The sequence below is a fragment of the Deltaproteobacteria bacterium genome, assembly GCA_029858205.1.
Classification (GTDB): domain Bacteria; phylum Desulfobacterota; class GWC2-55-46; order GWC2-55-46; family DRQE01; genus JAOUFM01.
In genome coordinates, this window is the sequence record JAOUFM010000004.1 from 108,104 (window position 1) to 133,646 (window position 25,543).

24 protein-coding genes and 1 pseudogene are annotated in these 25,543 nt (G+C 50.4%); 4 read left to right on the plus strand and 21 right to left on the minus strand.

What is annotated here, in order from left to right; genetic code table 11:
* Positions 1-9: 9 nt before the first annotated feature.
* Together rlmD and OEV59_04520 are read right to left on the minus strand one after the other, a co-directional pair.
* A complete protein-coding gene (gene rlmD / locus OEV59_04515) occupies positions 10-1,278 on the minus strand; it encodes a 23S rRNA (uracil(1939)-C(5))-methyltransferase RlmD (GenBank protein ID MDH4227003.1) in 1,269 nt (422 codons plus the stop codon).
* Positions 1,279-1,343: 65 nt separating this feature from the next.
* Positions 1,344-3,773 carry a homocysteine S-methyltransferase family protein gene (locus OEV59_04520; GenBank protein MDH4227004.1) on the minus strand — a complete coding sequence of 810 codons (2,430 nt, stop codon included), beginning with the start codon at positions 3,771-3,773 and terminating at the stop codon, positions 1,344-1,346.
* Positions 3,774-3,840: 67 nt separating this feature from the next.
* Between OEV59_04520 and OEV59_04525 the strand changes: the two genes are divergently transcribed.
* Together OEV59_04525 and OEV59_04530 are read left to right on the plus strand one after the other, a co-directional pair.
* Positions 3,841-4,392 (plus strand): hypothetical protein, encoded by a 552-nt coding sequence (locus OEV59_04525; GenBank protein ID MDH4227005.1) that lies wholly within the window; start codon positions 3,841-3,843, stop codon positions 4,390-4,392.
* A 239-nt stretch (positions 4,393-4,631) separates the two neighbouring features.
* Positions 4,632-4,886 carry a hypothetical protein gene (locus tag OEV59_04530; GenBank protein ID MDH4227006.1) on the plus strand — a complete coding sequence of 85 codons (255 nt, stop codon included), beginning with the start codon at positions 4,632-4,634 and terminating at the stop codon, positions 4,884-4,886.
* Positions 4,887-4,945: 59 nt separating this feature from the next.
* Here OEV59_04530 and OEV59_04535 read toward each other — a convergent pair whose 3' ends face one another.
* The 7 genes from OEV59_04535 to rplM form a co-directional block, all read right to left on the minus strand.
* On the minus strand, positions 4,946-5,452 hold the full coding sequence (locus OEV59_04535; GenBank protein MDH4227007.1) for a hypothetical protein: 507 nt from the start codon (positions 5,450-5,452) through the stop codon (positions 4,946-4,948).
* Positions 5,453-5,514: 62 nt separating this feature from the next.
* Positions 5,515-6,021 (minus strand): hypothetical protein, encoded by a 507-nt coding sequence (locus tag OEV59_04540; protein MDH4227008.1) that lies wholly within the window; start codon positions 6,019-6,021, stop codon positions 5,515-5,517.
* Between the two features lies 1 nt (position 6,022).
* Positions 6,023-8,053 (minus strand): excinuclease ABC subunit UvrB, encoded by a 2,031-nt coding sequence (gene uvrB / locus OEV59_04545; protein ID MDH4227009.1) that lies wholly within the window; start codon positions 8,051-8,053, stop codon positions 6,023-6,025.
* 97 nt (positions 8,054-8,150) lie between these two features.
* Positions 8,151-9,275 (minus strand): site-2 protease family protein, encoded by a 1,125-nt coding sequence (locus tag OEV59_04550; GenBank protein ID MDH4227010.1) that lies wholly within the window; start codon positions 9,273-9,275, stop codon positions 8,151-8,153.
* A 45-nt stretch (positions 9,276-9,320) separates the two neighbouring features.
* Positions 9,321-10,358, minus strand: coding sequence for an N-acetyl-gamma-glutamyl-phosphate reductase (gene argC / locus OEV59_04555; GenBank protein MDH4227011.1), 1,038 nt, complete (start codon positions 10,356-10,358; stop codon positions 9,321-9,323).
* Between the two features lie 177 nt (positions 10,359-10,535).
* Positions 10,536-10,928 (minus strand): 30S ribosomal protein S9, encoded by a 393-nt coding sequence (gene rpsI, locus OEV59_04560; protein MDH4227012.1) that lies wholly within the window; start codon positions 10,926-10,928, stop codon positions 10,536-10,538.
* A gap of 21 nt (positions 10,929-10,949) precedes the next feature.
* On the minus strand, positions 10,950-11,375 hold the full coding sequence (gene rplM, locus OEV59_04565; protein ID MDH4227013.1) for a 50S ribosomal protein L13: 426 nt from the start codon (positions 11,373-11,375) through the stop codon (positions 10,950-10,952).
* 239 nt (positions 11,376-11,614) lie between these two features.
* Here rplM and OEV59_04570 point away from each other — a divergent pair, with 239 nt between their 5' ends.
* Complete coding sequence (locus OEV59_04570; protein ID MDH4227014.1) at positions 11,615-11,899, plus strand: hydrogenase maturation nickel metallochaperone HypA; 285 nt, start codon at positions 11,615-11,617, stop codon at positions 11,897-11,899.
* A gap of 93 nt (positions 11,900-11,992) precedes the next feature.
* Here OEV59_04570 and OEV59_04575 read toward each other — a convergent pair whose 3' ends face one another.
* The 4 genes from OEV59_04575 to OEV59_04590 form a co-directional block, all read right to left on the minus strand.
* On the minus strand, positions 11,993-12,763 hold the full coding sequence (locus OEV59_04575) for a M10 family metallopeptidase domain-containing protein (protein MDH4227015.1): 771 nt from the start codon (positions 12,761-12,763) through the stop codon (positions 11,993-11,995).
* A 127-nt stretch (positions 12,764-12,890) separates the two neighbouring features.
* The gene (locus tag OEV59_04580; GenBank protein MDH4227016.1) at positions 12,891-13,973 is read right to left on the minus strand and encodes a hypothetical protein; all 1,083 of its coding nucleotides are present in this window, start codon (positions 13,971-13,973) and stop codon (positions 12,891-12,893) included.
* A 62-nt stretch (positions 13,974-14,035) separates the two neighbouring features.
* Entirely contained in the window at positions 14,036-15,361 is a 1,326-nt protein-coding gene (locus OEV59_04585) for a hypothetical protein (protein ID MDH4227017.1), read from the minus strand.
* Entirely contained in the window at positions 15,351-16,280 is a 930-nt protein-coding gene (locus OEV59_04590; protein MDH4227018.1) for an ABC transporter ATP-binding protein, read from the minus strand. Before OEV59_04590 ends, OEV59_04585 begins: the two co-directional genes overlap by 11 nt.
* Before the next feature lie 159 nt (positions 16,281-16,439).
* Between OEV59_04590 and OEV59_04595 the strand changes: the two genes are divergently transcribed.
* A complete protein-coding gene (locus OEV59_04595; GenBank protein MDH4227019.1) occupies positions 16,440-18,101 on the plus strand; it encodes a PQQ-dependent sugar dehydrogenase in 1,662 nt (553 codons plus the stop codon).
* Positions 18,102-18,124: 23 nt separating this feature from the next.
* Here the strand turns inward: OEV59_04595 and OEV59_04600 are convergent, their stop codons facing one another.
* From OEV59_04600 to OEV59_04635, 8 genes and pseudogenes are all read right to left on the minus strand, one after another.
* Positions 18,125-18,880 carry an SDR family oxidoreductase gene (locus tag OEV59_04600; GenBank protein ID MDH4227020.1) on the minus strand — a complete coding sequence of 252 codons (756 nt, stop codon included), beginning with the start codon at positions 18,878-18,880 and terminating at the stop codon, positions 18,125-18,127.
* 13 nt (positions 18,881-18,893) lie between these two features.
* The gene (locus OEV59_04605) at positions 18,894-19,535 is read right to left on the minus strand and encodes a TetR/AcrR family transcriptional regulator (protein MDH4227021.1); all 642 of its coding nucleotides are present in this window, start codon (positions 19,533-19,535) and stop codon (positions 18,894-18,896) included.
* Positions 19,522-19,911 carry a cbb3-type cytochrome c oxidase subunit I gene (locus OEV59_04610; protein MDH4227022.1) on the minus strand — a complete coding sequence of 130 codons (390 nt, stop codon included), beginning with the start codon at positions 19,909-19,911 and terminating at the stop codon, positions 19,522-19,524. Before OEV59_04610 ends, OEV59_04605 begins: the two co-directional genes overlap by 14 nt.
* Before the next feature lie 151 nt (positions 19,912-20,062).
* Entirely contained in the window at positions 20,063-21,388 is a 1,326-nt protein-coding gene (locus OEV59_04615) for a sodium:proton antiporter (GenBank protein MDH4227023.1), read from the minus strand.
* 499 nt (positions 21,389-21,887) lie between these two features.
* On the minus strand, positions 21,888-22,277 hold the full coding sequence (locus OEV59_04620) for a hypothetical protein (protein MDH4227024.1): 390 nt from the start codon (positions 22,275-22,277) through the stop codon (positions 21,888-21,890).
* Between the two features lie 1,355 nt (positions 22,278-23,632).
* Positions 23,633-24,241, minus strand: a pseudogene (locus OEV59_04625) (hypothetical protein).
* A 213-nt stretch (positions 24,242-24,454) separates the two neighbouring features.
* Complete coding sequence (locus OEV59_04630) at positions 24,455-25,009, minus strand: sel1 repeat family protein (GenBank protein MDH4227025.1); 555 nt, start codon at positions 25,007-25,009, stop codon at positions 24,455-24,457.
* A 24-nt stretch (positions 25,010-25,033) separates the two neighbouring features.
* Positions 25,034-25,429: a hypothetical protein gene (locus OEV59_04635; protein MDH4227026.1), complete on the minus strand. Its 396-nt coding sequence runs from the start codon at positions 25,427-25,429 to the stop codon at positions 25,034-25,036.
* Positions 25,430-25,543: the final 114 nt, after the last annotated feature.

The window sequence follows — 25,543 nt, forward strand, 5'->3', positions numbered from 1 at the left end:
TTTTATCCTTTAACTCTTCGTAATTTCAGCAACGCTCTCTATATGGTAAGTGCCGGCAAACATGTCTATCACGGTCGCCGAAACGAGTGAGTACCCCTTTTTGGCCAAAAAAGATAAGTCTCTTGCAAAGGTCGCAGGGTTGCAAGAGACGTACACGATCCTCTTGGTTTTTCTCGCAGCCACCGCTGATACGGCCTCGAATGCCCCACCACGCGGCGGATCTAATATTATCACAGAAGGCGATGTTTTATCAAGAAGCTTGCGTAAAAACAGCCCCGAGGCGCTTAATTTAAGAAACTCGGCGTTTTCAATGCGGCCAAAGGATGCGTTATCTATGGCTGCTTTTACGGACGGCCTGCTTGAGTCTATCCCTATGATTTTATTAACTTTTTTGGCAAGCGGCAGGCTCATATTCCCGTTGCCGCAAAACATATCAACTACAGTATCACTGCCATTCAATGCAGCCTTGGTCATAACCTCTTTTATGAGCGCCCTGTTCTGGACGAGGTTAACCTGGCTAAAGGCCCCGGCAGAGGCCCTTAGCTCCAGCCCACCGGCTTCATAGGAAATAACCGTATCGCCTTCGCTAAGGATTTTTTCCTCTTTAGCGCCGCGCTTTTGCGGGCCGCGAAGCATGACCTCGAAGCCTTTTATGTGCTTTGAGCCTTTTACCGCCGCCTTCCAATCTAACTTCGTCTTTCCGGACAGATGAAACACCGCAACAACGCCTTCCGAGTCCCCACGCGAAAGCTCAACCGACTCGAGCTCTTCTGGAAACCTTAATGCGCGAAGCTCTGTTAGCGCGGCATTCAACTCGGGAACAAGCAGCGGACAGCTTTCTATATCGACTATATCGTGCGAGGCTGCCTTGAAAAATCCGACCATGCCGCTTTTTACCTGAAACCTGGCCCTGGAACGGTAGCCGTACTCAGAAGGCGCGGCAATTACAAAGGGCTCGGCAATATCGGCCTTTGCAAGCCTCTTTGCCGATTCATCGAAAATGGTTTTCTTCCACCTAAGCTGCGCCTCGTACTTTATGTGCTGCCACTGGCACCCGCCGCACTCGAAAAAGTATTTGCACTCAGGCTCCTGTCTGTCGGGCGAGGCATGCTTTATTTTTTTTACCTTCGCGCTTAAAAACCCCTTTTCCTCGCTTGTAACTTCAGCCTCAATAACATCGCCAGGCGCCGTGAAAGGCACGAATACGACGCGGCCCTCCACCCTGCCGATGCCAAGCCCCCTGTAGACGAGCGCATTTATCTCAACCGTAATTATCATATATTTATCCGAAATAAAATATGCCGCGCCTTGGCGCGGCATATGACAAAAAGCGCGTAACGCAGCTACGCGCCCTTTGCAGTCTTTACAAGCCTCTTCATCTTCTCAACCGCGGCAGTTGCTTCCCCGCCATACTCATCAGCGCCGATTCTCTTTGCAAATTCTTCGGTAACAACAGCGCCGCCGACAATGGTCTTTGCCCTGACCTTCTTTTCCTTTAGTTTCTTTATGACAGTATCCATCTCCATAACCGTCGTCGTCATGAGAGCCGAAAGCCCGACTATATCAACGTCCTTTTTAACTGCCTCCTCGACTATCTTCGCGGCCGGGACGTTTTTGCCTAGGTCTATGACGTCGAAGCCGTGGTTTTCGAGAAGCGTGCATACGATGTTTTTACCTATGTCATGTATGTCACCCTCGACGGTAGCCATAATAACCTTGCCTGTTGATACTCCCTTCTTCTCGCCAAACTCCTGCTTTACCCTTGTAAAGGCCTTCTTCACCGTGTCCGCGGAAAGGATTACCTGCGGCAGGAAGTATCTATTGGAGGCAAAGAGCTTTCCGACCTCGTCAAGGCCTGCTATGAGCGCGTCGTTACCGATTTTTACCGGCTCCCAGCCTTCTTTAAGCGCTTCTTCGACAAAGCCAACGATATTGGCCTCGTCGCCTTCGACAACGGCCTTTATTATCTTAGAACGCACGTCCGTTTGCGCGGCTACAGACGCTACCGGCGAAGACGCGCCAACAGGCGAGGCGCTGTCTTTAAACCTCGCTATATATGCCTCTGCCCTTTCATCATGCGCAAGCAGCACCATCGAGGCCCTATACGCATCCATGAGCGTTTTATTCTTCGTATTGACAATTGCGGCATCCAGCCCTGCTGCAAAGCACATAGAGAGAAAATTCGAATTCACCGTTTCCCTTGCCGGAAGGCCAAAGGAGATGTTACTTACGCCAAGCACAGTCGAGAGCCCGAGCTCCTTTACAAGCCTTATGGCACGTAGCGTCTCTCTTGCGCTAAGCGGCTCGGCGCTTACCGTCATGGCAAGACAGTCGATTACAACGTCTTCCTTCCTAAGCCCTGCCTTTAGCGCGGCTGCAAGGATTTTCTTTGCTACCTTCAACCTGCCCTCTGCTGTCTGAGGAATGCCCGAATCATCAAGCGTCAGGCCAAGCACGGCTGCGCCGTATTTCTTCGCAAGCGGAAGAACGGTCTTTATCTTCTTTTCCTCGCCGCTTACGGAATTTATAAGAGGCCTTCCATCAACTGCCTTTAGCCCGGCCTCCATCGCCTCGAGCGACGACGAATCCACAACAACCGGGAGCGCGCTCGTGCCGTTTACCGCAAACACCGCCATCTTCATGGACTCGGGCTCGTTTACATGCGGCACTCCGACATTCACATCAAGTATGTGCGCGCCGCTCTCTGTCTGCTCTCTGGCTTCAGTTCTTATAATAGAGGTCTTGCCTTCCTTTATCTCTGCAGCAAGGGCCTTCTTGCCCGTAGGGTTTATTCTTTCTCCTATGGTAACCGGAGATTTTCCGGCTCCGAATGCGCAAACGCTCGAGCGCGAGGCAAGCATAACAGACGCGTCTGTCTTGTCTTTCTTTTTCGCGCTCTTTTTAACGGCCTTTCTAAAGGCCTTTGCCATCTTCTCGATATGGTCGGATGTCGTGCCGCAGCACCCGCCAAGCGCCCTCACGCCTATTGAGGCAAGCTTTGGCACATACGCTGCCATCTCCTCTGGAGTTGCCGGAAAGACCGTTTCTTTGCCCTTTAGTACCGGTATTCCTGCATTGGGCTGCGCAATGAGCGGCAGGTCCGTGTACTTCGCCATAACGCTTAGAACGTCGTATATGCCCTCTATGCCAAGAGAACAGTTCGCGCCAAGCACATCTACACCGAGCCCCGTTGCAACAACGGCAAAGACCTCGGGAGAGGTGCCAAGTATCGTCCGCTTACTTAAATCGAATGTCATTGTCGCGGCAACCGGAAGCCCCGTTGACTTTGCGGCAATTATTGCGGCCTTCATCTCCTTTATATCCATTACGGTCTCGATGATAAAGAGGTCGACTCCGGCATCAGCAAGGGCATCTGCCTGCTCGGTAAATATTTCAACGGCCTCGTCAAAGTCCATGTCGCCTACGGGCTCGACAAACCTTCCTGTGGGGCCGATATCTCCTGCCACAAAACGCGTCTTGCCGGCGGCCTTTCTTGCGCACTTTGCCGCAGCTGCGTTTATCTCCTTTAAGCGGCCATCCAGCCCGTACTCGGCAAGTTTCGTGCGCGTTGCGCCAAATGTGTTGGTGCTAACTACATCCGAGCCCGCCTTTATGTAGGCCTCGTGCACCTTGCCGACGATATCAGGGTTCTTGAGGTTCAGCTCGTCCGGGCATCCCCCGGGCTTTAGTCCAAGCCTCTGGAGCATGGTGCCTGTGCCGCCGTCGAATATAACGGGATTGTTTTTGAGAAATTTTCTAAAGTCTCTGGCCATGCAAATTTCTGCCTTTCGTTTTTATGCGAGTTATTGTATCCTTTTATTGCCCGGCTATCAAGGAATTATGGCAGAAAATCACGACGGAGCCCCATTCATGCACGACCGCGAGGAAGAAGAACAAAGGGCCATAGACGAGCTTCACAGGACCCTCGGGCTTCTCACACCTGAGGCAAGGGCGCGCGTCATCGTGCGCCTTATCGAAGAGTTCTCCCTCGAGCCGTTCTTTAAAAAAATATTCGCCTCTTCCGACACAGCGGTTGACATTACGCACGAAGAAGAAAAGCCAAAGGAAAAATCCATCGAGGACTTCTCCTCCGTAAGCGACATCTCGGCATTTGCCGTGCCAAAAACCATTACCGAGAGAACGCTCGTCATAGCCGCGTATTTGCAGCTAAAGCGCAACGAAGCTGAACTCTCCGCCTATGACATCAATAAGGAACTCGAGCACACGGGGCACAAGGCAAGGAACATAACATCCGTACTCACACGTCTTTCGGACCTAGAGCCGCCGCTGATTCAAGTCATACAGATAGAGCACTCCAAGCACAAATACCGCGTAACAGCCGAAGGCATTGAAAAAGTCCGTAAAATGCTTACGGAATTCCCGTCTAAATAACGCCCATCTCCTTGAAATAATTAATCTTTTTTAGTTTTAAAAAATCCGTCTAAATAACCCTGTTTTTAATCGGACTTTAACACTCTTATTGTATAATAGGTATATTAGAATTATTTTAAGCCGTGCTATAATATATTTATACGCTATTTTTAATAGCTTTTTGAAAGGATTGCTATGGGGGCAATCCGCACTTATAACGTCCAAGGGACATGCACTATAAAACAAAGGAGCAAAACAAAATGAGCGCCCACAAGAACGAACATAGCGAACCTTCTGCGAACCAATACTTCGACCGCATACACGAGGCGCAGGAAAAGATATTTCCGGTTTTGCAGCTGATGAGCCTTTCCTCCGAGCTTAATCCGAGGCTTGGCGGCGCGCTAACCAACGAGGAACTAAGCGGCATCGGGCTTCTATTAAGGGACCTTTACGAGGACGTATTCAAGGCCGTGGACAACCTCGAGGAACTTTGCAAAGAACAAAAGTGCGGTTAAGCGGGGCGGGTCTTTGTAGACGGCACAAACGGCAAAAGGCCGCCGCAAGGCGGCCTTTTCTACTCGTGCGAAAACTTCTTGTCCAATCTCAGCAGGAGGCCGCATATCTTTTCAACCGATTCCCTGCTATCAGATACAACTGCACGCGGAAGCACGGCAATCAGCCACTCGACATTAAGGCCCAGGTCAACGTACGTGGCCCCTTTCTTGACAAGCTCTTGCAAGTCCGGGTCGTTCTTGACGCGCTCCATAACTTCCCTGCTCTCGCAGTTAACCTTGAACTCCCCGTTTTGCATTACTGCGATAAACGGAATGGTCACCGGGCCCGGCGGCTCCATCCAAACGGTAGCCTGTCCGTTCTTTAATTCCTCTACCACATACGGATAACCTTCATAGGTGCCTTCAAAAAGCGTTACGCCGGTATTTGCGCCCTTGGACTTCGACCGGCCGTCCATAGAGCCCGCTTCGGACGCACCCGTATTATCTGCCCTTGTAACACTTCTTCTTGAGATTACGAATACGACTATCGATAAAACTACGAGGGCCGCTATTATTATCTCTATCATTACCGTTTATCTCCAGTTCTCAAAAACATTTTCCCGGGACCCTGCCAAACGTCTGCGGATTTCTACTTACTGCCCTGCTTTTTAAAGAACCTCAAAAGCACCCTGGCAACCTGTTCGATAACGGCCTTATTACTTATAGCAATCTCTCTGGGCAATTCCGCGGCCACCCAATTGGTATTATATCCGATGTCGATATAAGTGGACTTTAGCCCCAAAAGCTCACGTATATCCGGATCAGTATCGATACGCGCGGCAATATCCTTGTCGCACTCTATCTTCAAGTCGCCGTCGCGCGCAGATAGCGCAAAGGGCTCTTCCACATCAACCTCCATATCGAGCCAGACGGTCGCGGTTCCATCGGCAAGCTCTTCGACAACGTAAGTAACACCGTCGACTTCGCCGCTAAACGGCTCGAACCCCTCGGTTGGCGTTGTCAGGTCTGTGCCGCCAGGCTCGATTGTAGTACCCGGTATATAAGCCCCCTTATCTGCCCGCGTGTCGCTTCGTCTGGCGATTATGAATACGATTATGGCAAGCGCTATAAGCACCCATATCGCCATCTCTATCATCTTAGCCTCCTATCCGCACAAGCTCTTTCTCAAGCGCTGTTATCCTGTCCCTTAACCCGGCCGCGCGCTCGAACTCGAGCCGCTTTGCCGCGTTCTCCATTTCCTTATGCAGTTCCTTTATTTTACCCGAAAGCTCGTGCGGCGCAACATATTCTTCGCCATCCTCTGCGGCAGCGGACGCATCGACCGTATAATAATCGGACTCGTATATGGAGCTCATGACGTCCTTTATCCTGCTCTTTATGGTCGATGGCTTTATGTTATTGGCTTCGTTATACTCGGCCTGGAGCTTTCTTCTTCTCTCTGTTTCGCCGGTAGCCTCGCGCATGGAGCGCGTAACCTTATCCGCGTAAAGTATGACCGTGCCGTCAACGTTCCTTGCCGCTCTGCCAAATGTCTGTATAAGCGAGCGCGTCGACCTCAGGAATCCCTCCTTGTCGGCATCGAGTATGGCAACGAGCGAGACCTCGGGAAGATCAAGCCCTTCTCTTAGAAGATTTATGCCAACGAGCACGTCGAATCTTCCAAGCCTCAAGTCGCGAAGTATCTCTATCCTGTCGAGCGTCTCTACGTCTGAATGAAGGTATTTTACCTTTATGCCAATGTCGGTATAGTACTGCGTGAGGTCCTCTGCCATGCGCTTGGTGAGGGTGGTTACAAGCACGCGCTCGTTCTTTTTTACGCGTTTTTTTATCTCGCCAAGAAGGTCGTCGACCTGCGTCTCTGCGCCGCGCTGCTCGATAACAGGGTCCATCAGCCCCGTTGGCCTGATTATCTGCTCCACCACCACGCCGCCGGCCCTTTTTATCTCGTAGTCTCCTGGCGTTGCCGACACGTATATGGCCTGCTTTATGCGCGCCTCGAACTCCTCGAACTTAAGCGGCCTGTTATCAAGGGCAGAGGGCAGCCTGAACCCGTAATCAACCAGCGTCTGCTTTCTCGACCTGTCTCCAAGGTACATCCCGCCTATCTGAGGAATAGCGATGTGGCTTTCGTCAACCACAAGGAGAAAATCCTCCGGGAAATAATCTATGAGCGTAAACGGCGGCTCTCCCGGAAGCCTGCCGCTTAAGTGGCGCGCGTAGTTCTCTATGCCCGAGCAATACCCCATTGCCTCGAGCATCTCAAGGTCATAGAGCGTTCTCTGCTCGAGCCTCTTTGCCTCAAGCTTCTTGTCGGTTCTGTCGAGTTCATTTAACCTTTCCCTCAGCTCCTCGCGTATGGTGTCCATAGCGCGCTTTAAGTTGCCGCTTGTGGTGACAAAGTGGCTCGCGGGGTGCACAAGGGCCTTGTTTAATCCGGCAATGGTCTTTCCACGCAGCGGGTCTATCTCGCTTATCTTCTCGACCTCGTCGCCGAAGAACTCAATACGAAGCGCCCTCTCGCCCTCGTACGCAGGAAATACCTCTACAACGTCGCCGCGCACCCGGAACGTGCCGCGGTGAAAATCGTAATCTCCCCTCTTGTACTGCATCTCCACAAGGCGCTTTAGTACCTCGTCCCTGCTTATGTTCATCCCCTTTTCCACATATACGCGAAGCTCGCCGTAGTCGTCCGGCGAGCCTATGCCGTAGATGCAGGAGACAGAGGCAACGACGATGGTATCGCGTCTTGTCAGTATCGAATGCGTTGCCGAATGCCTAAGCTTATCTATTTCGTCGTTTATGGCAGCGTCTTTTTCTATGAAGGTATCGGTGGTCGGAACGTAGGCCTCGGGCTGGTAATAATCGTAATACGAAACAAAGTACTCTACCGCGTTCTCCGGAAAGAGGTCCCTGAACTCGGCAAAGAGCTGCGCTGCGAGGGTCTTATTTGGCGCAAGCACAAGGGTCGGCCTGTCCACCTCCTCAACGACCTTGGCAACGGTAAAGGTCTTGCCCGAACCCGTAACGCCAAGGAGCACCTGCGCGGCACAGCCTTGCACAAGCCCTTTGGAAAGTTCCTTTATGGCAGCCGGTTGGTCGCCCTTTGGCGAAAACTCGCTTACAAGGCGAAAACCTTTGCCCTTATCCTCTCTATTCTTCCCTGGCATGAGTATCCCTAACCCGATATTATACACCGAACAAAATGGAAAATCACCGAATTTTAAACATGGAAAGATACTGCTGGGGTGGACGGCAAAACGCCGCTTACTTCTCGAACTCGGCCCTGATTTCCATGGCCTTGAATATGTCGCTTCTTGATATGACGCCGACCATGGCATTATTCTCCATGACAATGTGCCTGCCGCTTCCGTCAGAGGCCATGCGCGTAAGTAGCGAAAGGACTGTGTCGTTTGGCGCGGCAATCATGGAGACAGTTAAAGGGTCTGCCGCCTCGCTGACCAGGGTTGTTGCCCATTTGTCTTTTTCAATGCTGCGCACGTTCCTTAAGCCAATCATGCCGATGACGCCGTAAGGGCCTGTAACAGGAAACGCCGCGTGGTGGTACGCGAAAAAATACCTCTCAACCGCCTCGGTAACGGTTATGGAGCCGTCGATGGAAACAACATTCCTCGTCATGATGTCGGCAACACGTATGCCTTCTAACGCGAGCTTCATAACGAGCTGGCGGTAGCTTCCCTCGGCAGCCTGCTGCAAAAACATGCCTATAAGTATCGCCCATAGCCCCTGCACAAAGAGCCCGGATATAAGCTCAACAAACCCGAGCGCTATCAGGGCAAAGGCAAAGCCGCGGCCAACGGTGCTGGATGCCTTTGTTGCTGCCCTGACATTCCCGGTCCTCTGCCACCAGATGGCCCGTAACACCCTGCCGCCGTCGAGCGGAAAACCAGGAATGAGGTTAAATATAAGGAGAACGATATTTGCGGTAAAGAGAAACCCTGCCATGCCGGTTATCTCCGGAGGAGCGCCCGCGCTAACAAGTGCTATCTTAAAGACATAAAAAAATGCCGCAAGCACAAGGCTCGCAGCCGGCCCTGCAACGGCGATTTTCAATTCATCGGCGGCCTTGTCAGGCTCGCGCGTAAGGTGCGCGACCCCGCCGAATATGAAAAGCGTTATCTCTTTTACCGGAAGCCCGAGCCTGTTGGACACATACGAGTGCGCGAGCTCGTGAATGAGCACACAGATAAAGAGCGCAAGGGCAGAGAACGAGCCCATTACGATGTACGCGCCCTTGGAAAGCCCCGGAAGGTTTGCCGGAAAGTAGCCGTAGGCAAGGCTCCAGGCAAAGAGCACGAGCACTATGAACCACGTATAGTGCAGCGATACCCTTGTGCCGAGAACCGTAAAAAGAGGGAAAGATCTTGCCATAATTATCGAGACGCGCCCGGTCGGGCAGCGCGTCAAAGGAATACTTTAGAAACTCTGCGGAGCGCCCCTTAGGCCTTCGCGTTCCTTGAAGCCGCACATGATGTTCATGTTCTGTATGGCCTGGCCGGAAGCGCCCTTAACGAGGTTGTCTATGGCAGAGACCGCGATGATGCTCTGCTTATTCTCGTCTAGCCAGAGGCCTATGTCGCAGAAGTTAGAACCCCGCACGCGGCTTACATCCGGAAAGGTTCCCTCCGGGCAAAGGCGCACGAAACGCTCGTCCTTGTAAAATTCCTGATACGCGTCCCTTAGGTCCGAGGGCGATATGATTGCCGAGAGTTTCGCATACACTGTTGCGAGTATTCCGCGCGATATTGGCAACAGGTGCGGCGTAAACGTAACCGAGATCTCTGAGCCGAAAAGCTCTGTCATGGTCTGCTCTATCTCAGGAGTATGGCGATGATTGCCGACCTTATAGGGCTTAAAGCCGCCCGAGACTTCGACAAAGGAATTATCGAGTGTGGCAGCGCGCCCTGCGCCGGAAACCCCGCTCTTCGCGTCGATGATTATGGAATCCCTGTTCACGAGCCCTTTTTTAAGAAGCGGCGCGATTGCAAGGATAGAAGCAGTCGGATAACACCCGGGGTTCGCAACAAGGCGCGCCTCTTTGATTTTCTTCCGGTTGATTTCCGGTAGCCCGTACACAGCTTCCTTTAGAAGCGATGCTGCCTTATGCGGCTCATACCAGCGCTTGAAGAGCTCGGCGTCCTTCAAACGGAAGTCCGCGCTCAGGTCAACGACCAGACGCTCACCGCCGCAGATATCGGGCACGATTTCCATGGCGTTGCCGTGCGGCAGACACGAGAAATAGAACTCCGCATCCGTGTTGGAAAACTCGGAAGGGTCTTTAAAGGTAAGCGCGTCGTAGAAGCCGCGAAGGAACGGGAATACCTCGGTAACGGGCTTGCCGGCGTACTGCCTCGATGTTACGAGCGAGACCTCTGCCATGCTGTGAGACGCAAGTAGCCGCAAAAGCTCAAGCCCCGTATAACCGCTTGCTCCGAGCACGGCAACCCTTAACATGCAAGACCTCCCGTAAAAATGATATTGTCAGAAAAGTATACCAGTATTGGCGAAAAAAACAAAATAAATCTGAGCACAGAGGCGGCCCTCCGGGCCGCCACGCAAATAAAAAGGGAGGGCGTCGTCCGCCCTCCCTTCGTGATAACCTTAAGCCGCCCCTTCGAAAGGGGCCGCGTATTATCTCTTCGAGTACTGGAACCTTGCCCTTGCGCCCTTCTGTCCGTACTTCTTTCTTTCCTTCATCCTCGGGTCCCTGGTGAGGAAGCCCGCCTTCTTAAGGGCATCCTTATTTTCGGCGCTTATCTCTATAAGAGCCCTTGAGATCGCGTGCCTTACAGCGCCTGCCTGGCCGCTTGGGCCGCCGCCCTTTACATTGACGCGCACATTGAACTTACCTGAGGTCTTCGTGACATCGAAGGGACGCCTCACGTCCATCTTCAATGTCTCTCTCGGGAAAAACTTATCCATGGGCTTATCGTTTACCGTTATCTCGCCCGAGCCCGCAGAGAGGATTGCCCTCGCAACCGAGGTCTTTCTCCTGCCGACGGCTATAAACACATTTTCAGCCATTTTAAAAATCGCCTCCTGTTATTATACAGCCATGTTCTCCGGGTTCTGCGCCTGGTGCGGATGCGCAGTGCCCGCGTATACCTTAAGCTTCTTGAGCATCCTTCTGCCAAGCGGCCCCTTGGGGAGCATGCCCTGCACCGCATCTGTGATAACCCTTGTGGGGTTGTTCTCGATAACCTTCCACATGGGAAGCTCCTTTAAGCCGCCCGGATACCCGGAATACGACCTATAGAGCTTCTCTTTCATCTTATTGCCGCTTACCGCTACCTTTTCGGCATTTACGACAACGACGAAATCGCCCATATCCATGCTCGGCGAGTACGTCGGCTTGTGCTTGCCTCTTAGTACCGTGGCTATGCGGGTTGCGATCCTGCCAAGGGTCTTTGCCTCGGCGTCGACCACGAACCACTTTCTATTGTCCTTACTAAGTTCCTCTACCGCGCTCATGACCTTCTCCTCGAACTTTGCAATGATTAATATTTAAAACTTGCCAGAATATTCAAATATAATGATTTTCAGGCCGTTTGTCAAGGAATTTCTGCGCGTCACGGCGTCCTGCACCTAAAAGCATGATATTTCAAAAATCTGAGAAAAGTCATGTTTTTCATTTCCAATCCCGGATATAATATGTTATGTTATATTGGATAGCACCCAAAATGCTTTAAATATCAAGGAGGTAAAGGATAATGAGTGATTGCGGAAGCGGTTGCGGGGACGGTAAGGGCGGCGGCCCTTTTTCAGAAGGAAGAGAGCTTGTGGAGTTCGTGATGCAGGCCCACGGCGGCGGCGTAGCAATAGCCGAGATACCTGATGGCGGGCTAAAGGCCAAGTGCCAGGGATGCGGCGCGGACTTTCACATGAAGACCTTTGTAGACAGGTGCCCCAAGTGCGGCGGCGTGCACGCAGTAAGCCCGCCCAGATGCCACGACGCAGCGAACATCCAGTTCGCGGGCAAGGACTTCAAGGGCTAAGCTTTAAAACCCCAGAGAAACGAAAAAAGGCCGGACGATTAGTCCGGCCTTTTTGTTTGATAAACATTACGCTACCACGAAAATATAACCCCTCTACCTCTCAAGCCTTGCCTTGGCTTTGTTATTAGCCTTGTCCATCTCCTCGAAGCCTGTTTTCAACTCAACCTCGACCGTCTTTATTTCATAATTGGCCTTAACCGTATGCGCGAACCCTGCCCCCGGCTCCAAGGAACCAAAAGCAAAGTCCGCAACTGTCTCGCCTGTATCGGTATTTTTGATAATAATCTTTGCCGGCGCGGATTCGGTCATGCCGGAGTTCACGGCCTCTACGCGTATCACATAGTCCTTCGATACTTTCTTAAGAGTAACGGACTTTATCACAAGGTCTGGCAGGCCGGATATGTTGTAGAGCCGCGTTATGTCGTCGAGTATCTCTCTTTTTATTGTCTGCGAGCAGTCGAGCATGGGATAGAGAATGCTCGAAGGGTCGCTGCTGTGCTTATACCCCATTGCGTGAAGGATTTCGTGTATCTCGACAAGCGGCTCGCTGCAGTCGTGGTCGCGCTCGATTAATACCTCGCCGCCGACAATTATATTATAATGTTCCCCGAGCGTGTACCTCGGCCCGCCGCGCCCCATTTCGACAACGCCGTAATCATCGCCCTTCTTGGCCTTTTTGAGTGCCGGGCTGCAGTTCACCACAAGCTGCTCGTCTCTGATTACGGGATTGAAAAACACGGGAGTAAGACCGGATATTTTGTTAAATGCCTTTTCTATATCCATCCACTTATAGCGCGGACAATCGTTTATGCGGTAGGTAATGACCTTGTCCTCGTAGCGCATGTTCGGGGCGAACTGAAGCATAGACGGCTCCCCGGCAAAGAGCGCGGAGGGCAAAAAAACAGCAATCAAAAAAACAGCTGCCAGTAAAAAACGCATTGTAATCATATTACCACTCCTGCTCAATAGGCCGGCACAATTGCCCGCCGGATTACGGCCATATGACTTCGTCTGGTTCGAACGGCAATATAAGTTTTTTTAATAATTTTGTGTCCTTTACGCTAATTACAAAGAGTTTATCTCCACCTGTCTTATAAAACAACAGGTCGCCTGACTTGGAAAGCCCGAGCCGCCCTACAGCACTATCTACTTCTGGTATCGGAAGTTTTATTTCTGCTTTTAAAGTGTTAGATGCTATATCGTAAAAACGTAATATACCGGCAAAAGAATTTGCCTCATTTCTTACATCGCTTATTATATATTTGATATCTTTTGACAAGAAATAATCGCCAATGGATTCTGGATATTTGTCGTATGGCATCGTCACACGACCTATCTCTTTAGATGTTAAAAGGTCCAAAATAGAATATTCCTGTAATGTTTCCTCAGCGTTCACGCTGCCAAAGTTGAGAACCTTTTCATTAATACAATCATCACCTGGACCAATATCATACAATATGCCTGGATTGTATAAGAAAGTAGGCGGGGCAGTAGAAATATCGAACACACGACCCGATGTAAAAAGCCTTTTTTCATCTATGAAGCATGCGTCTTTGCTTATTCTAAATGCCTTATCCTCATAAAAATCGCCGGGGTCGATCGTAGGAAGCTTATATATAGCATCTTCGTAATTATTGAGCTCCGCAAAGGTGGTATTATCGTAAACACTGCCGCCTTTATACATCTTCTTTCCGGAAGGATTAACAACAAAGGGACCTCCTTGCTTTATCAAACCAAGAAAATCCATCTCTGGGTATTTTAATGCAAAACAACCATCAAACACGTCTTCCGCTGGAAGCCCTGTGCAAACAAAAAACCTGTTTCTTTCCATGTCAGGAGTAACTTCAAGAATTAATCTGACGCCGTACTCGGCGAAAAATTCTTCCTTCATCGAAGGGTCGAGTTTGGTTTTAAAGTCTTCCCAGAGATCGCCTGTCTTGACGATACTGTAATCCGTTTCCGATATAATCGCATACTGGCCGTCTCTGGCAAATACAATGCCTGCCTCGGATTCATACGCATTAAGGCACGCTGCAAGCAAAACAGCAAAAAAAATAATTTTCTTAGGCAACATGGACATTCCTCTATATAAAAGCTACCCTTGCCCGTACCGTAAAAATGCTTCTTGGTCGCCAGCTACCCCTCCTGCTCAATCGGTGCCGCAACGCTTCCGTAGTTCTTTCTCCACCTTACCTTCAGGAGAACAAAGGCAGCAGCTGCCTCGAGAACGCCTGCCGCAAGCGCGTACGGCGAATCAGCGGCCCAGAAAAACGCCCTGGCCTCCTCGATACCTGCGGTATAGAGGATAAGCGGCAGCACGAACGCTATGAGCAGGAGATACACCACGGCAGCTGCGTCCGCGCGTTTCGGGTTTTTCGAAAAATTAAGGTACAACACGATAAAGGTATCTCTTAGCGCGAAGAACAGTCCGGAGAAGAACAAAAACGCCTTTTCGCCGCCCATCACAACCGAGTGCACGATAACGAGCGCGGCAATCAGGCAAAACGTCACCATCCAGCACGGCACGAGCGTAAAGAGCCCGTCCAGGTCAACGGCCTTCAAGGCCTTGCCCATCGAGCGGAATGCCACGGGGTTCTTTCTTTCTGAAAAAAGCGCCGCGTAAAAAATAACGCCAAGCACCGCGAACGCGGCTATAAACGACTTCGTTATTATATCCTGCTCAAGAAGCGGCATCGCGCCGACCGCTATGCCGAAAACATACACGACGATAAAGAGGTTGAATATAAACCACACAAAAAAAGTGTTCTTTACCTGCAGCTCCTCTGCCATAACCCTGTATGAGCCGATGACCGCCCACGCGGAAAAGATAACGGCCGAGATAAACGTGAACTCGATGACCCGCAGCTCATAGGAGTACCAGTGCATCTTCCAATTCACGTCCGCGTACCCGAAACTTATGACCGCAAACGCAGTCAACGCGCCAAGAAGCGTGTACGCAGTCTTCTCCTGCGCGAGCATGAACGAGCCGCCCTTTCTTACCGAAACAAGGCTCGAAAAAAGCGCAACGGCCTGCGCGAGAAAACTCGACACGAGCACAAGAGCCAAAAGCATCTCCGGTTCCTTTATCTTCGAAAAATCGCCCGTAAGCATTGCCATACCGTATGCCGCCGCGCAAAATACGGCACAGTACCATACAAACAACGTCGAGCCAAAGAGCTTGCCCCAGGTAAGCGTCCATGGCGAAAGAGCGGACATGCGCTGCGAGTCCCAGGTCTTATTATGTATTTCGCTAAGCACCGAGTCCGAGGCAAGGCGCCCGCCCCAGAGAGCTCCGAGAAGGCCTATCCCGGTTAGCGCCATATAGGCAACACCGTCGGTCCTGTGCTTATCGGCCACGTAAACAAGCACGAAGATCGCTGCCAGCGCAAGCGGCGCGACAATTAACCTATGAAGCGTCATCTCACGCCAGATGTTACGCCGAAATTCCGGATTAAGCCCCACCCCTTGTCTCCTTTATCTTCTTAAGATACGACTCGTGCATGTTCTCTCTTGTCTCGTAAAAACCCTTTACGCCAAAACCCTGGCCAACGAGCCTTTTAAGGAGCTCTGCCTGCGTAGACGCGTCGCCCCTTAGCATGAAGACCGCGCCGCCGGGCTTTACGCTTACATTCGAAACACCGTCGACAGATAATAAAAAATTCTCGAGCGCTGCATGCGGGGCAATAAGCTCGACTGTAAAGTACGCGCCTTCATCGCCAACTGCCTTGCCCGACACGCCAGAGCTCGACACAACGCGGCCCTTATCGAGTATTATCATGTGCGTTGAGTACTCTTCCAATTCGGTAAGAATGTGGGATGAAACTATAAGCGTCATGCCCTGCCCCGAAAGTTCGAGAAAAAGCCCGGACAAGGTATGCCTTGCCTCAGGGTCGAGCCCTGAGGCAGGCTCATCGAGTATGAGGACAGCCGGCTCGTGCACAACTGCCTGCGCTATGGCAACGCGCTGCCTTAAGCCGCGAGACAAGACCCCTGCCTTTGCCAAAAGATGGTTGTCTATACGAAGCCTTGCTGCGGCTTTCTTAACTGCTTCGGGAAGTGCCGCATCCGCTATGCCGTGCGATGCTGCCGCGTAGGTGATGCAGCGCTCGACACTCAAATCGTCGTAGAGGCCGAAGATGTCGCGAAGATACCCTATCTTCTTATGGCACACTCTTGGGTCTTCATGCGCGTCAACGCCGCCTATCTTGACCGTGCCGGCAATCGGGTGCTCGAGCGCAGCCATGCATCTTAAAAGAGTAGTCTTTCCCGCGCCATTTGGCCCGACAAGCGCGGCGATACTGCCCTTTTCGATAGAAAGGGAAACATTATCGAGCGCGAGCACGCCCGGGTATTCGAAGCTTAAGGAATCAACCTCTATCACGGCGCAAACCTCCACAGAGGAACCTTGATAATGACAAGACATATTATCATAAAATACGACAAAAAACACTCTCAACTGCGGTGTTTTGTATGTCGTGCTGACCGTTTATACCGATTTTTACCATTGCCCTTTTATGTAAAAAGGATATATACTTTCATCATGGTTAGAGCACAGAAAATCTTTTTTAGTTGCTTCGGCGACGCATTACCAGCCTTTATTATTGCCTTTGTCTTTTCGTTTTTCATTTTAACATCCGCTGTCCACGGCGCTGACACGAAATACAAGGCAACCGGAGAGACCTGCGACGGATTCCCGAAACTCCCGATAGAGACAATCGAAGGCACCTGCATCGGCCTCGTGATGCAGGACGGCGACGGCGGCGTCACATTCAAGAAACCAAGAAAGATTACGCAAATCAAAGGCAAGGACGCATTCCTCCTTACCGACATGGGCGGATGGGGTAGAAATAGCGGCTCGTTATTCCTCATAAGCCGCTTAGGGGCCGGGTACTCGGCAACAGTGCTCCTTGAAGAGCTCGATCTACCGCACCAGATACTTCCGGGACCGGGCAACAGATATTATCTTGGCGAAGCGCACAGAATCGTGTCCTTCGAGCTCGACGATAAGAACAACGTTAAAAACCTCAAGGCCGTCGTAGAAGGCCTTCCCGCGGAAAAAGGCAACATGCACCCGCTTTCTCATTTCGTATTTCTTGAAAATAACGACCTGCTCCTTAATATCGGCGCGCCAAGCGACGACTGCAAAAGCGAACTTTCTTCCGGCAAATGCTCCACGCGAGAGTCCTTCGCAGCGCTTCGCCTCTACCGCTACGAGCAAAAGACAAACTCCTGGTCAAAAGACTTTGAGCTATACGCAAAGGGGCTAAGGAACTCCATGGCCCTTAGCGTGCATCCTTCGGGAACCATCCTTCAATCCGAAAACAACATGGACTTTGATTCCGACGACGAGCCTTACGAAGAGATAAACGTAATCGAGCGCGGTAAAGACTACGGCTGGCCCTACTGCTATGATAACGACGCTGCAAACCCCGTCTGGAAAAGAGACGCTGAATGCAGAACACCTGCGTACGCGCAGCCATGGACGCTCGTGCCTGCGCACACGGCCCCGCTCGACATGATGTACTACACCGGAAGCCGCATAAAGGCGCTAAAGGGCAAACTGCTCGTAAGCTGGCATGGATACAGAAGAACAGGGCACAGGATAGTTGCCTACGACGTAGACGAAAAAGGCCGGCCAAAACTTACTATAGAGGCATCCTACATATCAGACCCAGGTGGTAATGACAAAAACTTCGTGGTAAAGCCCTTTAAGCCAACAGGCTCTGCGCTTCCCGTTGCCAGGCACACGGAAATCACAACTGCTTGGAATGCCGTGACGGGCTTACGGCCAAAGGGCGCGCCGGTTGGACTACTTCAAGCTGAGGACGAAAGCCTCTGGATAGTTGACGACAAAAATAAAATGGTACTTCGGCTCTCAAACGGCACGCCGTGGAAACCTGCTAAAGGAAAAGGCGCTACTGCACCATCTGCCCCGGTTTTTATCGAAGACCCTAAACTTTCCGCCAAGGTTGCCTCGATTTTCAAATCAAGCTGCTCAAAGTGCCATGCGTTTACAAACGAACTCTCTGCCGGAAAGGCAGCAACAGAGCTTTCCAAACAGGGCTGGATCGACATGCCCGCAAAAGACAGCAAGCTCTACGATGCCGTCGTGAACACGAAGCGCATGCCTCCGGATAAGCCGCTTTCAAAAGAAGAGCTTGCAGTAATAGAGAAGTGGCTCTCCTCTCTTCGCAAAAAATAGTTCCTTTTCAAAAGAAACTGCACCTACACCATCACAAAGCCGCCGTTTACGTGTATGTATTGCCCTGTGACAAAGGCCGACAGGTCGCTTGCGAGGAACACGGCAACGCGCGCTATGTCGTCCGGAACTCCGGTACGCTTTAGCGGCGTAAGCTCGCGGTAGATGTCAAAGACCTTCCTATCGAGCACAGATGTTGCGTCCGTGTCCGTGAGCCCAGGGCCTATGACGTTCACTTTTATGCCGCTTGGCCCGAGTTCCTTTGCAAGAACGCGCGCTCCGCTGTCCATACCGGCCTTTGCAGCAGCGTGCGCAAAGAACGCCTCAGAGGGATATCTCGATAAACCGCTGCTTATGAATATGAGCCTGCCGCTACCGCGTTTCATCATGTCCGGCACGACCGCGTGCGAAGAATGGAAGAGCGCTTTCATCTCGCCCATGAACTTGGCTTCAACGTCTTCCCACGAAAGGTTCATAAACGGCCGCATTGGGAAGTTTATGGCAGCATTACAAACAAGCACGTCCACCTTGCCAAACTTCTTCAAGGTCTCGGCCACAAGCGCCTCTGCCTCGACCTTGTTTGTCACGTCCGCCCTGAAGACAAAGCCGTCCGAACCCTGCTCTTTTACCTTTGCCAGCACCTCCTCGGCCTTGTCCTTTCTCTTCATGTAGTTTATGACGACCTTTGCCCCGGCTTCGGCAAGGGAAACCGCTATTGCAGCGCCTATGCCGCGGCTAGCGCCTGTTACTATCGCAACCTTGTCTTTAAGCCCTATATCCATACCGGCCTCCTTTTTAGCCTTTTTTACCCGTTCCATAAAGTGACATAAAAGCATCCACTGCCTCGTCCACCAGCCTCCTGACCTCTTTATCCGAGGGCGCTTTCCTGTAGCCAAGGGCCATCTCCATGTGGTTGTACTCAAGAAGCATGCCGTGAAATATGTCCGAGGCCCATGCTGGATTTTTTACGCGAAGCCTTCCTGCCCTGGTCTCTTTACTCAAAAAATCGGCGAAGGCGCGGCGCACCTTCAGGGGCCCTCCCTCATAGAACTTATGCGCCACATCCGGGAACCTCCGGGACACGGATACAGAAAGCCAGAAAAGCCCGGTGCATTTATAGGAAAGAACGCCGCGCGTAATGGCGTAGCCTATCTTCCAGATCGCCGCGCGTATCGACATGCCTTCGGTATCAGGAAGCGTCATATCAGCAAGTATCTTTCCCGTTGACTCATTTATAATCGCATAGAAGAGCCCCTCTTTGCTGCCAAAAAGCTCATAGACCGTTGCCTTTGAGCCGCCCGCCTTCTTTACTATCGCATCCACGCTCACTGCCGCATACCCCTTTTCCATGAAAAGGTCCCATGCGGCCTCCATTATAGCGCCTCTGCGCTTCTCTGCCAGGCGGCTAAGCGTGTTTTTCGGCTTACTTTTTCTCACAATGCGCACACGAATACGAGAATACCACGATGGCGAAGATTATAAAGGAGATAAGGCTCACCACCGAGCCTATGCCCGCAAGCGGCCCTCCTGCGGCGTTATTAGTGGATAGCATAACAAGCCCGACTGTCATCACGATGAGCCCTATGTTCGAGAGCCAGAAATGCGCTGCCGCCATCTTTGATTCCGAGGCCTTGGCCACCAACTGATAATACACGGCGAATATGGCAAAGGAGACCCAGCCGAAAAGATTGATATGCGAATGCACGGACCTCATGGCAAATTCGTGTGTTGCGCCCATGTAAACGCCTCCGGCAAACCCTATGACGCCGTAAATCACCGCAGCTATCATAAACCTTGAAGCAAGCCTGTTCATACTCCCTCCTTTTTGATTGTTGATACCCGAGCGGCGTCTTGCCCCGCCCTCCCCATCCATCCTGCCGCCCCTGCGGCCCGATTTTATGTACTGTACCGTACAGTACATAATTTGTCAAGAGAAATGTACGGCGGATACAGAAATGCCGTCCCTACCCGCCCTGCGGCAACTCTGGCACGCCGCCAACAAGCTTCTTGACCATTATAATGAAGACCCCGGTGAGCACGAGGTTAAGGGCCAGGGACAGCATGGCCACCGTTACTATCGGGCCGCCTATGCCGTAGCTGATGCTAAGGACCAGTATGCCGGCGCCGACCTCGCCTCGAGGCCACATGCCGATTGCAAGCGCGAGGCGGTGGCGCCAGTGCGCCTGTCTTCTGTAACAGAAAGCCGGGAACATCTTGCCGAGGTTGCTTATAAGGGTGACCATAAGCACATGAAACAGTATCATGCCCCATCCTATGGCCGGCTGCCCGGCGGTCACTGTCGTGGCGTAGCGCCCGACAAGACAGCCACCGTGCACCTCAGGGTCGTCGACAACGCAAGACGGCGCGGCAGCATGCAGCTCTGCAGCCACCGGAGCCGGGTGCTGCAAATCAGGCCCGCCGAATACTACCGGCATACTAAGCCCCACAAAAAACATGAACATGGCAGAGACGATAAACGCGGCCCTTTTCTCCCCTGGCCGATCGAGCATCCTTGTGAATTCTCGCTCAACAGCCTCCGGGCCTTCGTTTACCTTGACGCTTCGCGGCACGGCCAGGCATCCGAGCACAAAGGCCGGTAAAAGCACCTCTATGTGTATGGGCACGGACGGGTCTATCACCTTGCTTCCCGAGTAAAGCGCCTCGCTTACAGCGACGATAAAAGCGGCATAAAACAATACCCAGCCGCGGGTTACTGGTATGCGGAGCCTGTGCAGCCAGAGATACGCCGCCACGAGGAGCGCCATCATTATGATAACAAGCACGCCGAGCTGCCAAGCCACACCCACCATGAACACCTTGAGCGGTATCATCAGAAGCACTGTGTCCAGGTCGTCGAATATCGCGAGCACGCGCGCCTTCTTAAATATCCATGTCGCGCCTAATCCCGCGGCCGCGAGCATACCGAATAACACACCCGCGGAGGTCGGGGCCGCGAACCTGCCGGCAAGGAGCGTTTCCTTCCACGCCGCGAAATCTCCCCAGAGCCCGGATGGCAACAGCACAAAGACAAAGTAACAACTGACGAATACCCAGGGAAGCGATGCGGCAGTGAAGGCAACGAAATAATCCCAGCCGTAGGAGCCGAGCCTGGACTTGTTTATATGGAACTCGAACCCCACATGTATCATTATGAAAGCAAGCCCTATGGTCGTAAGAACGCGTACCAGTACGACCGTGACGTCGTGCGCGCCGCCAAGAAGCGACGGCAGCACCTGCGAAAGTCCAAGCCCTGCAACGAGCAACATCGAAAAAAATATTACTTTACGCATGAGAAACCCCTGGTAATACCGGCCCGTGGCCTTGCCTGATTTTTTAAATATTCGCCCGGTTATCAGATTTTATCATAAATAAGGCTGGAAAGAACCCCGGCAGAGACAAAAATACAAAATAGCGGCAAAGCAATCCCGTCCGTGCTGTCATCCTGAACTCTATTCAGGGTTGTTTCGGGATCTCGCTTTTTATAAAAGCGGAATGCTGAAATGAATTCAGCATGGCAATAACCTTGCGCTGGCCGCGCGGCCGGGGTTTGAAAAGAAACAAGCGCCGTAACCCCTCTTCTTTATCCTCTCCCCAATGCGCTTAGGGAGAGGCAGGCCGAGGGCCTGCACCCCAATATAAAAACCCCTCTCACGCTGAAACTCGGAGAGGGGCACTTAACTCGCGGGAGAAAGGGAGGGAGGCGCGGGCTTGATTTGCATTTCGTAAGCTCTGTGGTTTAAGTGACCTCAAAAAGGGCGCTGTCCCCTTTTTCTCATTTTTTTAACTTTTTTAAAATGCCGTTTTTACGAACTCAACCCACTCGATTTTATCCAAATCATCTATCGTAACATTATCATCTTCCCGCCAAGGAAAACCAAAAACTATTCCTTCCCTTTCAACAAAAACCATCCTTCCATACCCAACCAAAGGCACAACATAATAATTTTTGTACGTGCTCTTAATTTTACTAAAATTATCTCCAATAGCAACGCCACTTTTTAAGCGAAATTTTGGGTCTTCGATTACAATCTTATCTATTCGTTCATCTTTATCAAAAGTCATCCAAAAAATTATCCCGTTTATTTCAGCAATATAACCTTCTACAATATTTGCAGAAGAAACCATGCGATGCTGCTTTATACGAGACTTAGCAATAATATCAAGCTCGTTCTTAGGCATGCCGAGATATACCATTTGCCTTGTTATACACCCCATAAAAACAAATAGAAACAAAAAACACACTATTTTTAGAGCACCATTTCTACCGACATGTATAGCAATTGCTTGGCTTATAATATTTGACCGTTGCATTCGGATCCTCCCATGCATTTTGTACAGATGTTACCGTTTTTTCCGTCTGAATTCCGCCTAAACCAGAAACCATTACTTCCCCACCTGACATTCCTTCAACGGTAACACTATGAACAACATCGCCATTACCATCTCTGTAGACAGCCACCGCCCCCGGGGTTGGAAAAATTGTCTCCTCATAATGATCGAGGGAAAAAGGGCGCGTGGTGCGGGCTTGGTTTGCATTTCGTAAGCTCCGTGGTTCAGCTGGCCACGCTTGCAAAACACGCGGCGGGTGTGAGCGGCCCTACGTCGCTACTTAATTCTAAAAGAAAATAAAAGCACAACCATTACTAAAAAAAATATTTGCGCCAACCTGGTCACAATGCGCAGCCTAATTATTAACGAATTCAACTTATTATCATTCAAGTCCAAATACTTCTTCTCTTTTAAAAATTGTCTTATTAATTTACTATTTGATTTGCTGACAAACAAAAATGGTGGCTCACCCAACTTTTTCCATACAGTTATATGCTTTTTTTTGATGTGGGAAAACATTCTAACATTTAAATAGCCTGCAAAAAATATTAGCGTGAGCAAAACAACAAACAAACACACGTATATTTGATGAGAAATTACCATAATATTATCTGCCCACTATAACCCACTGTGGCCAATACTCCAGTCCATAGCGCGGATCACAGCCCACCGCTCCTTAACGCCCCAATTCTACCACAAAACCCGCCTACGACAAAAGCCGTAACCCCTCACCTTTATCCTCTCCCCAATGCGATTAGGGAGAGGAAGTTTTTTGAAGAACACTTTGCGAAGCAAGAACCGCTTGGCTTCCAAGACAGTATCTACCCGGCTAACAAAATGTAGTACGAAAACAAATCAATGGTCTTCCAAGGAAAAACATTACAAATATAAAACACAAGACACAAATAAATTTAATTACACTAACAAGCGCCTTCGACTCCAACCTGGTTGTAAATAATTCTAAATAGCCTACAAAAAACAATATGATCCACAACGGCAAAAAATACAAACTTTCCATAGGAAGAATAATATCGTATAATAATGTATCCGTAATTACAGGGGGTATGCCACCTATAACAATATAAGCTTTATCAATTATAGGAAGGACACTATAATCGAAAAATACATAGCACAAAAAATACAACGTCATATCGTAAGACAAATTAAGTTTTCTAAAATCAACTCTTACCATATCGCTAAAATAATTACCATTTGATTAAAGTTTCGAGATGTTCGCCTGTCTCTATCCCTGGATTCTTATCAAGTGTATATGCATCGACATAATGTCCAAGTTCATGAATAAACCAGCTTGCAGCATTTTGTTCATCCCCAGCATCAGTATGCCACCACGAATAATCAAACACATCTGCATTAAGCCCAATACTCATATTCGGTATATCATTACGTGTTTCAGGGAAGAAACCGTCACATCGCGTTTCTCCAATAAAATCAGAAAGACCGCCGGGGTATATAGTAAGCGTAACATCATGCTTACCTGTTAAAATGTTTGAAATAGTTTCTCCCTTCTTCGCTAGCATAGAGTCGAACCAGCCTTTTAACTCTGGATTATTCATTATTTGTACTATAGCCATACCAACAACACGATTAGGATTAATATCATGCGACCTACCGCTTTGATCGCTTATACGAATCCGCAACCCCCACGGATCCGTGTAGTTCACCGGATTACCACCCACGTACGCATACATATTCATGCCGCCGGCAAAGCCTTTCAGGTCTTTCGTTATAAAGCATCCGTCGTTGGCATCATAATACCGCGCCCTGTAATAGTACAGCCCGGTCTCCGCGTCCCACTCCCTGCCCTGCCGCCCATTCTACCACAACACGGCTCAAATAAAAATCCCTCTCCCCGTTGTAGTTCGGGGAGAGGGAAAAAGGTAGAGGGGCACCGGGCTTGGGGTGCATCTCGTAAGCTCCATAGTTCAGTTAGCCTCGATTGCAAAACTTGCGGCAGGTGTGACCCGCGCTACATCGAATAGATGGTGGGCTGTACCAACCCTACCCGACTATTCGTCATTACCTGCCCTATAAAGTTTCTTCAAAAGCTTGGTCGCTCTTTCTTTACTATCATAAAAAAGTTTTTTATCATCACTTCGCAACACAAATCGCAACCATTTTTCAGCGATTTTTTCACTTCTACCGTGATGCATATAGGTCTTTGCCAATTCTATTGCCGCATCAGTATCTCCACGTTTTACAGCTCTTTTAAACCAACTCCTCGCCAATTTAAAATTACCGGCATCCCTGTATATCGTGCCGAGATTGTTCATAGCAGCGCTGGAATTACACTTTACAGCTCTTTTATACCAGTACATAGCCAAACCGCTGTTTTTTCGCACACCTCGGCCAACATCGTAATAATACCCCAAAATCGTAAATACAATCGTATCGCCTTCCGCCGCCGCTTTCTTAAACAAATAAAATGCAGTCTTATACTTTCTTGCCCAATCAGCCTCAAAACCTTGATCAGCACAAGATTTGATTTTCTGCTTTGCTATCTCTTTCCCGCTTTTTTTCACACCAAACCCCAAAATTAACAAATTAATGTGCAGGTCGAGCATCTCCCGCCCTATGCGGTTACAGCATTACTTGGCAAGGTATTTAGCAAACTCCTCGGGCGCCGGCCACCACAAGCCGCCATTTTTTATTCGATACGGCTGCGTCATGCCATCTTTATTTACTAACTTAAAGTGCTTCTCCATCGTGTATAAATACACGTCCCCGCACTCGCAGACATAATACACTCCTTCTTCCGTCCGATCTTTAAGACTATACCTCTTGGTGCTACATCTTTTATTCTTGCACTTGGGAAGCAAATCGCATCTATCTATTATGAGCAAAGTCAAACGGTATATACCCACAGGCGCAAGAAGCCCTACAACAAACATGCCTATGCGTATAAACGGTTCGGCAAAAAAGCTCGACATAATATATCCGCACGCCAAAAGAACGACAAACCAAATCACCGTAAAAATAGTCATACACCTATCCTTCTACTTTGCGAATTCATAGAGCGGGCACTGCCCGCCATTCCTTACTGCGCCCATATTCTACCATGAAAAGCGACAGCACCCTCGCCCTGCGCTAACGCAAAA

What these genes read in the sequence shown, in the direction of transcription:
- uvrB (MDH4227009.1), bottom strand. Translation starts at nt 8,053, where the DNA reads ATGCCAGGGAAGAATAGAGAGGATAAGGGCAAAGGTTTTCGCCTTGTA.
- OEV59_04595 (MDH4227019.1), top strand. Translation starts at nt 16,440, where the DNA reads ATGGTTAGAGCACAGAAAATCTTTTTTAGTTGCTTCGGCGACGCATTA.
- OEV59_04525 (MDH4227005.1), top strand. Translation starts at nt 3,841, where the DNA reads ATGGCAGAAAATCACGACGGAGCCCCATTCATGCACGACCGCGAGGAA.
- OEV59_04550 (MDH4227010.1), bottom strand. Translation starts at nt 9,275, where the DNA reads ATGGCAAGATCTTTCCCTCTTTTTACGGTTCTCGGCACAAGGGTATCG.
- OEV59_04610 (MDH4227022.1), bottom strand. Translation starts at nt 19,911, where the DNA reads ATGAACAGGCTTGCTTCAAGGTTTATGATAGCTGCGGTGATTTACGGC.
- OEV59_04620 (MDH4227024.1), bottom strand. Translation starts at nt 22,277, where the DNA reads ATGCCTAAGAACGAGCTTGATATTATTGCTAAGTCTCGTATAAAGCAG.
- OEV59_04635 (MDH4227026.1), bottom strand. Translation starts at nt 25,429, where the DNA reads ATGACTATTTTTACGGTGATTTGGTTTGTCGTTCTTTTGGCGTGCGGA.
- OEV59_04530 (MDH4227006.1), top strand. Translation starts at nt 4,632, where the DNA reads ATGAGCGCCCACAAGAACGAACATAGCGAACCTTCTGCGAACCAATAC.
- rplM (MDH4227013.1), bottom strand. Translation starts at nt 11,375, where the DNA reads ATGAGCGCGGTAGAGGAACTTAGTAAGGACAATAGAAAGTGGTTCGTG.
- OEV59_04520 (MDH4227004.1), bottom strand. Translation starts at nt 3,773, where the DNA reads ATGGCCAGAGACTTTAGAAAATTTCTCAAAAACAATCCCGTTATATTC.
- OEV59_04535 (MDH4227007.1), bottom strand. Translation starts at nt 5,452, where the DNA reads ATGATAGAGATAATAATAGCGGCCCTCGTAGTTTTATCGATAGTCGTA.
- OEV59_04575 (MDH4227015.1), bottom strand. Translation starts at nt 12,763, where the DNA reads ATGCTTCAGTTCGCCCCGAACATGCGCTACGAGGACAAGGTCATTACC.
- OEV59_04630 (MDH4227025.1), bottom strand. Translation starts at nt 25,009, where the DNA reads ATGCTCGACCTGCACATTAATTTGTTAATTTTGGGGTTTGGTGTGAAA.
- argC (MDH4227011.1), bottom strand. Translation starts at nt 10,358, where the DNA reads ATGTTAAGGGTTGCCGTGCTCGGAGCAAGCGGTTATACGGGGCTTGAG.
- OEV59_04600 (MDH4227020.1), bottom strand. Translation starts at nt 18,880, where the DNA reads ATGGATATAGGGCTTAAAGACAAGGTTGCGATAGTAACAGGCGCTAGC.
- OEV59_04540 (MDH4227008.1), bottom strand. Translation starts at nt 6,021, where the DNA reads ATGATAGAGATGGCGATATGGGTGCTTATAGCGCTTGCCATAATCGTA.
- OEV59_04570 (MDH4227014.1), top strand. Translation starts at nt 11,615, where the DNA reads ATGAGTGATTGCGGAAGCGGTTGCGGGGACGGTAAGGGCGGCGGCCCT.
- OEV59_04580 (MDH4227016.1), bottom strand. Translation starts at nt 13,973, where the DNA reads ATGTTGCCTAAGAAAATTATTTTTTTTGCTGTTTTGCTTGCAGCGTGC.
- OEV59_04615 (MDH4227023.1), bottom strand. Translation starts at nt 21,388, where the DNA reads ATGCGTAAAGTAATATTTTTTTCGATGTTGCTCGTTGCAGGGCTTGGA.
- rpsI (MDH4227012.1), bottom strand. Translation starts at nt 10,928, where the DNA reads ATGGCTGAAAATGTGTTTATAGCCGTCGGCAGGAGAAAGACCTCGGTT.
- rlmD (MDH4227003.1), bottom strand. Translation starts at nt 1,278, where the DNA reads ATGATAATTACGGTTGAGATAAATGCGCTCGTCTACAGGGGGCTTGGC.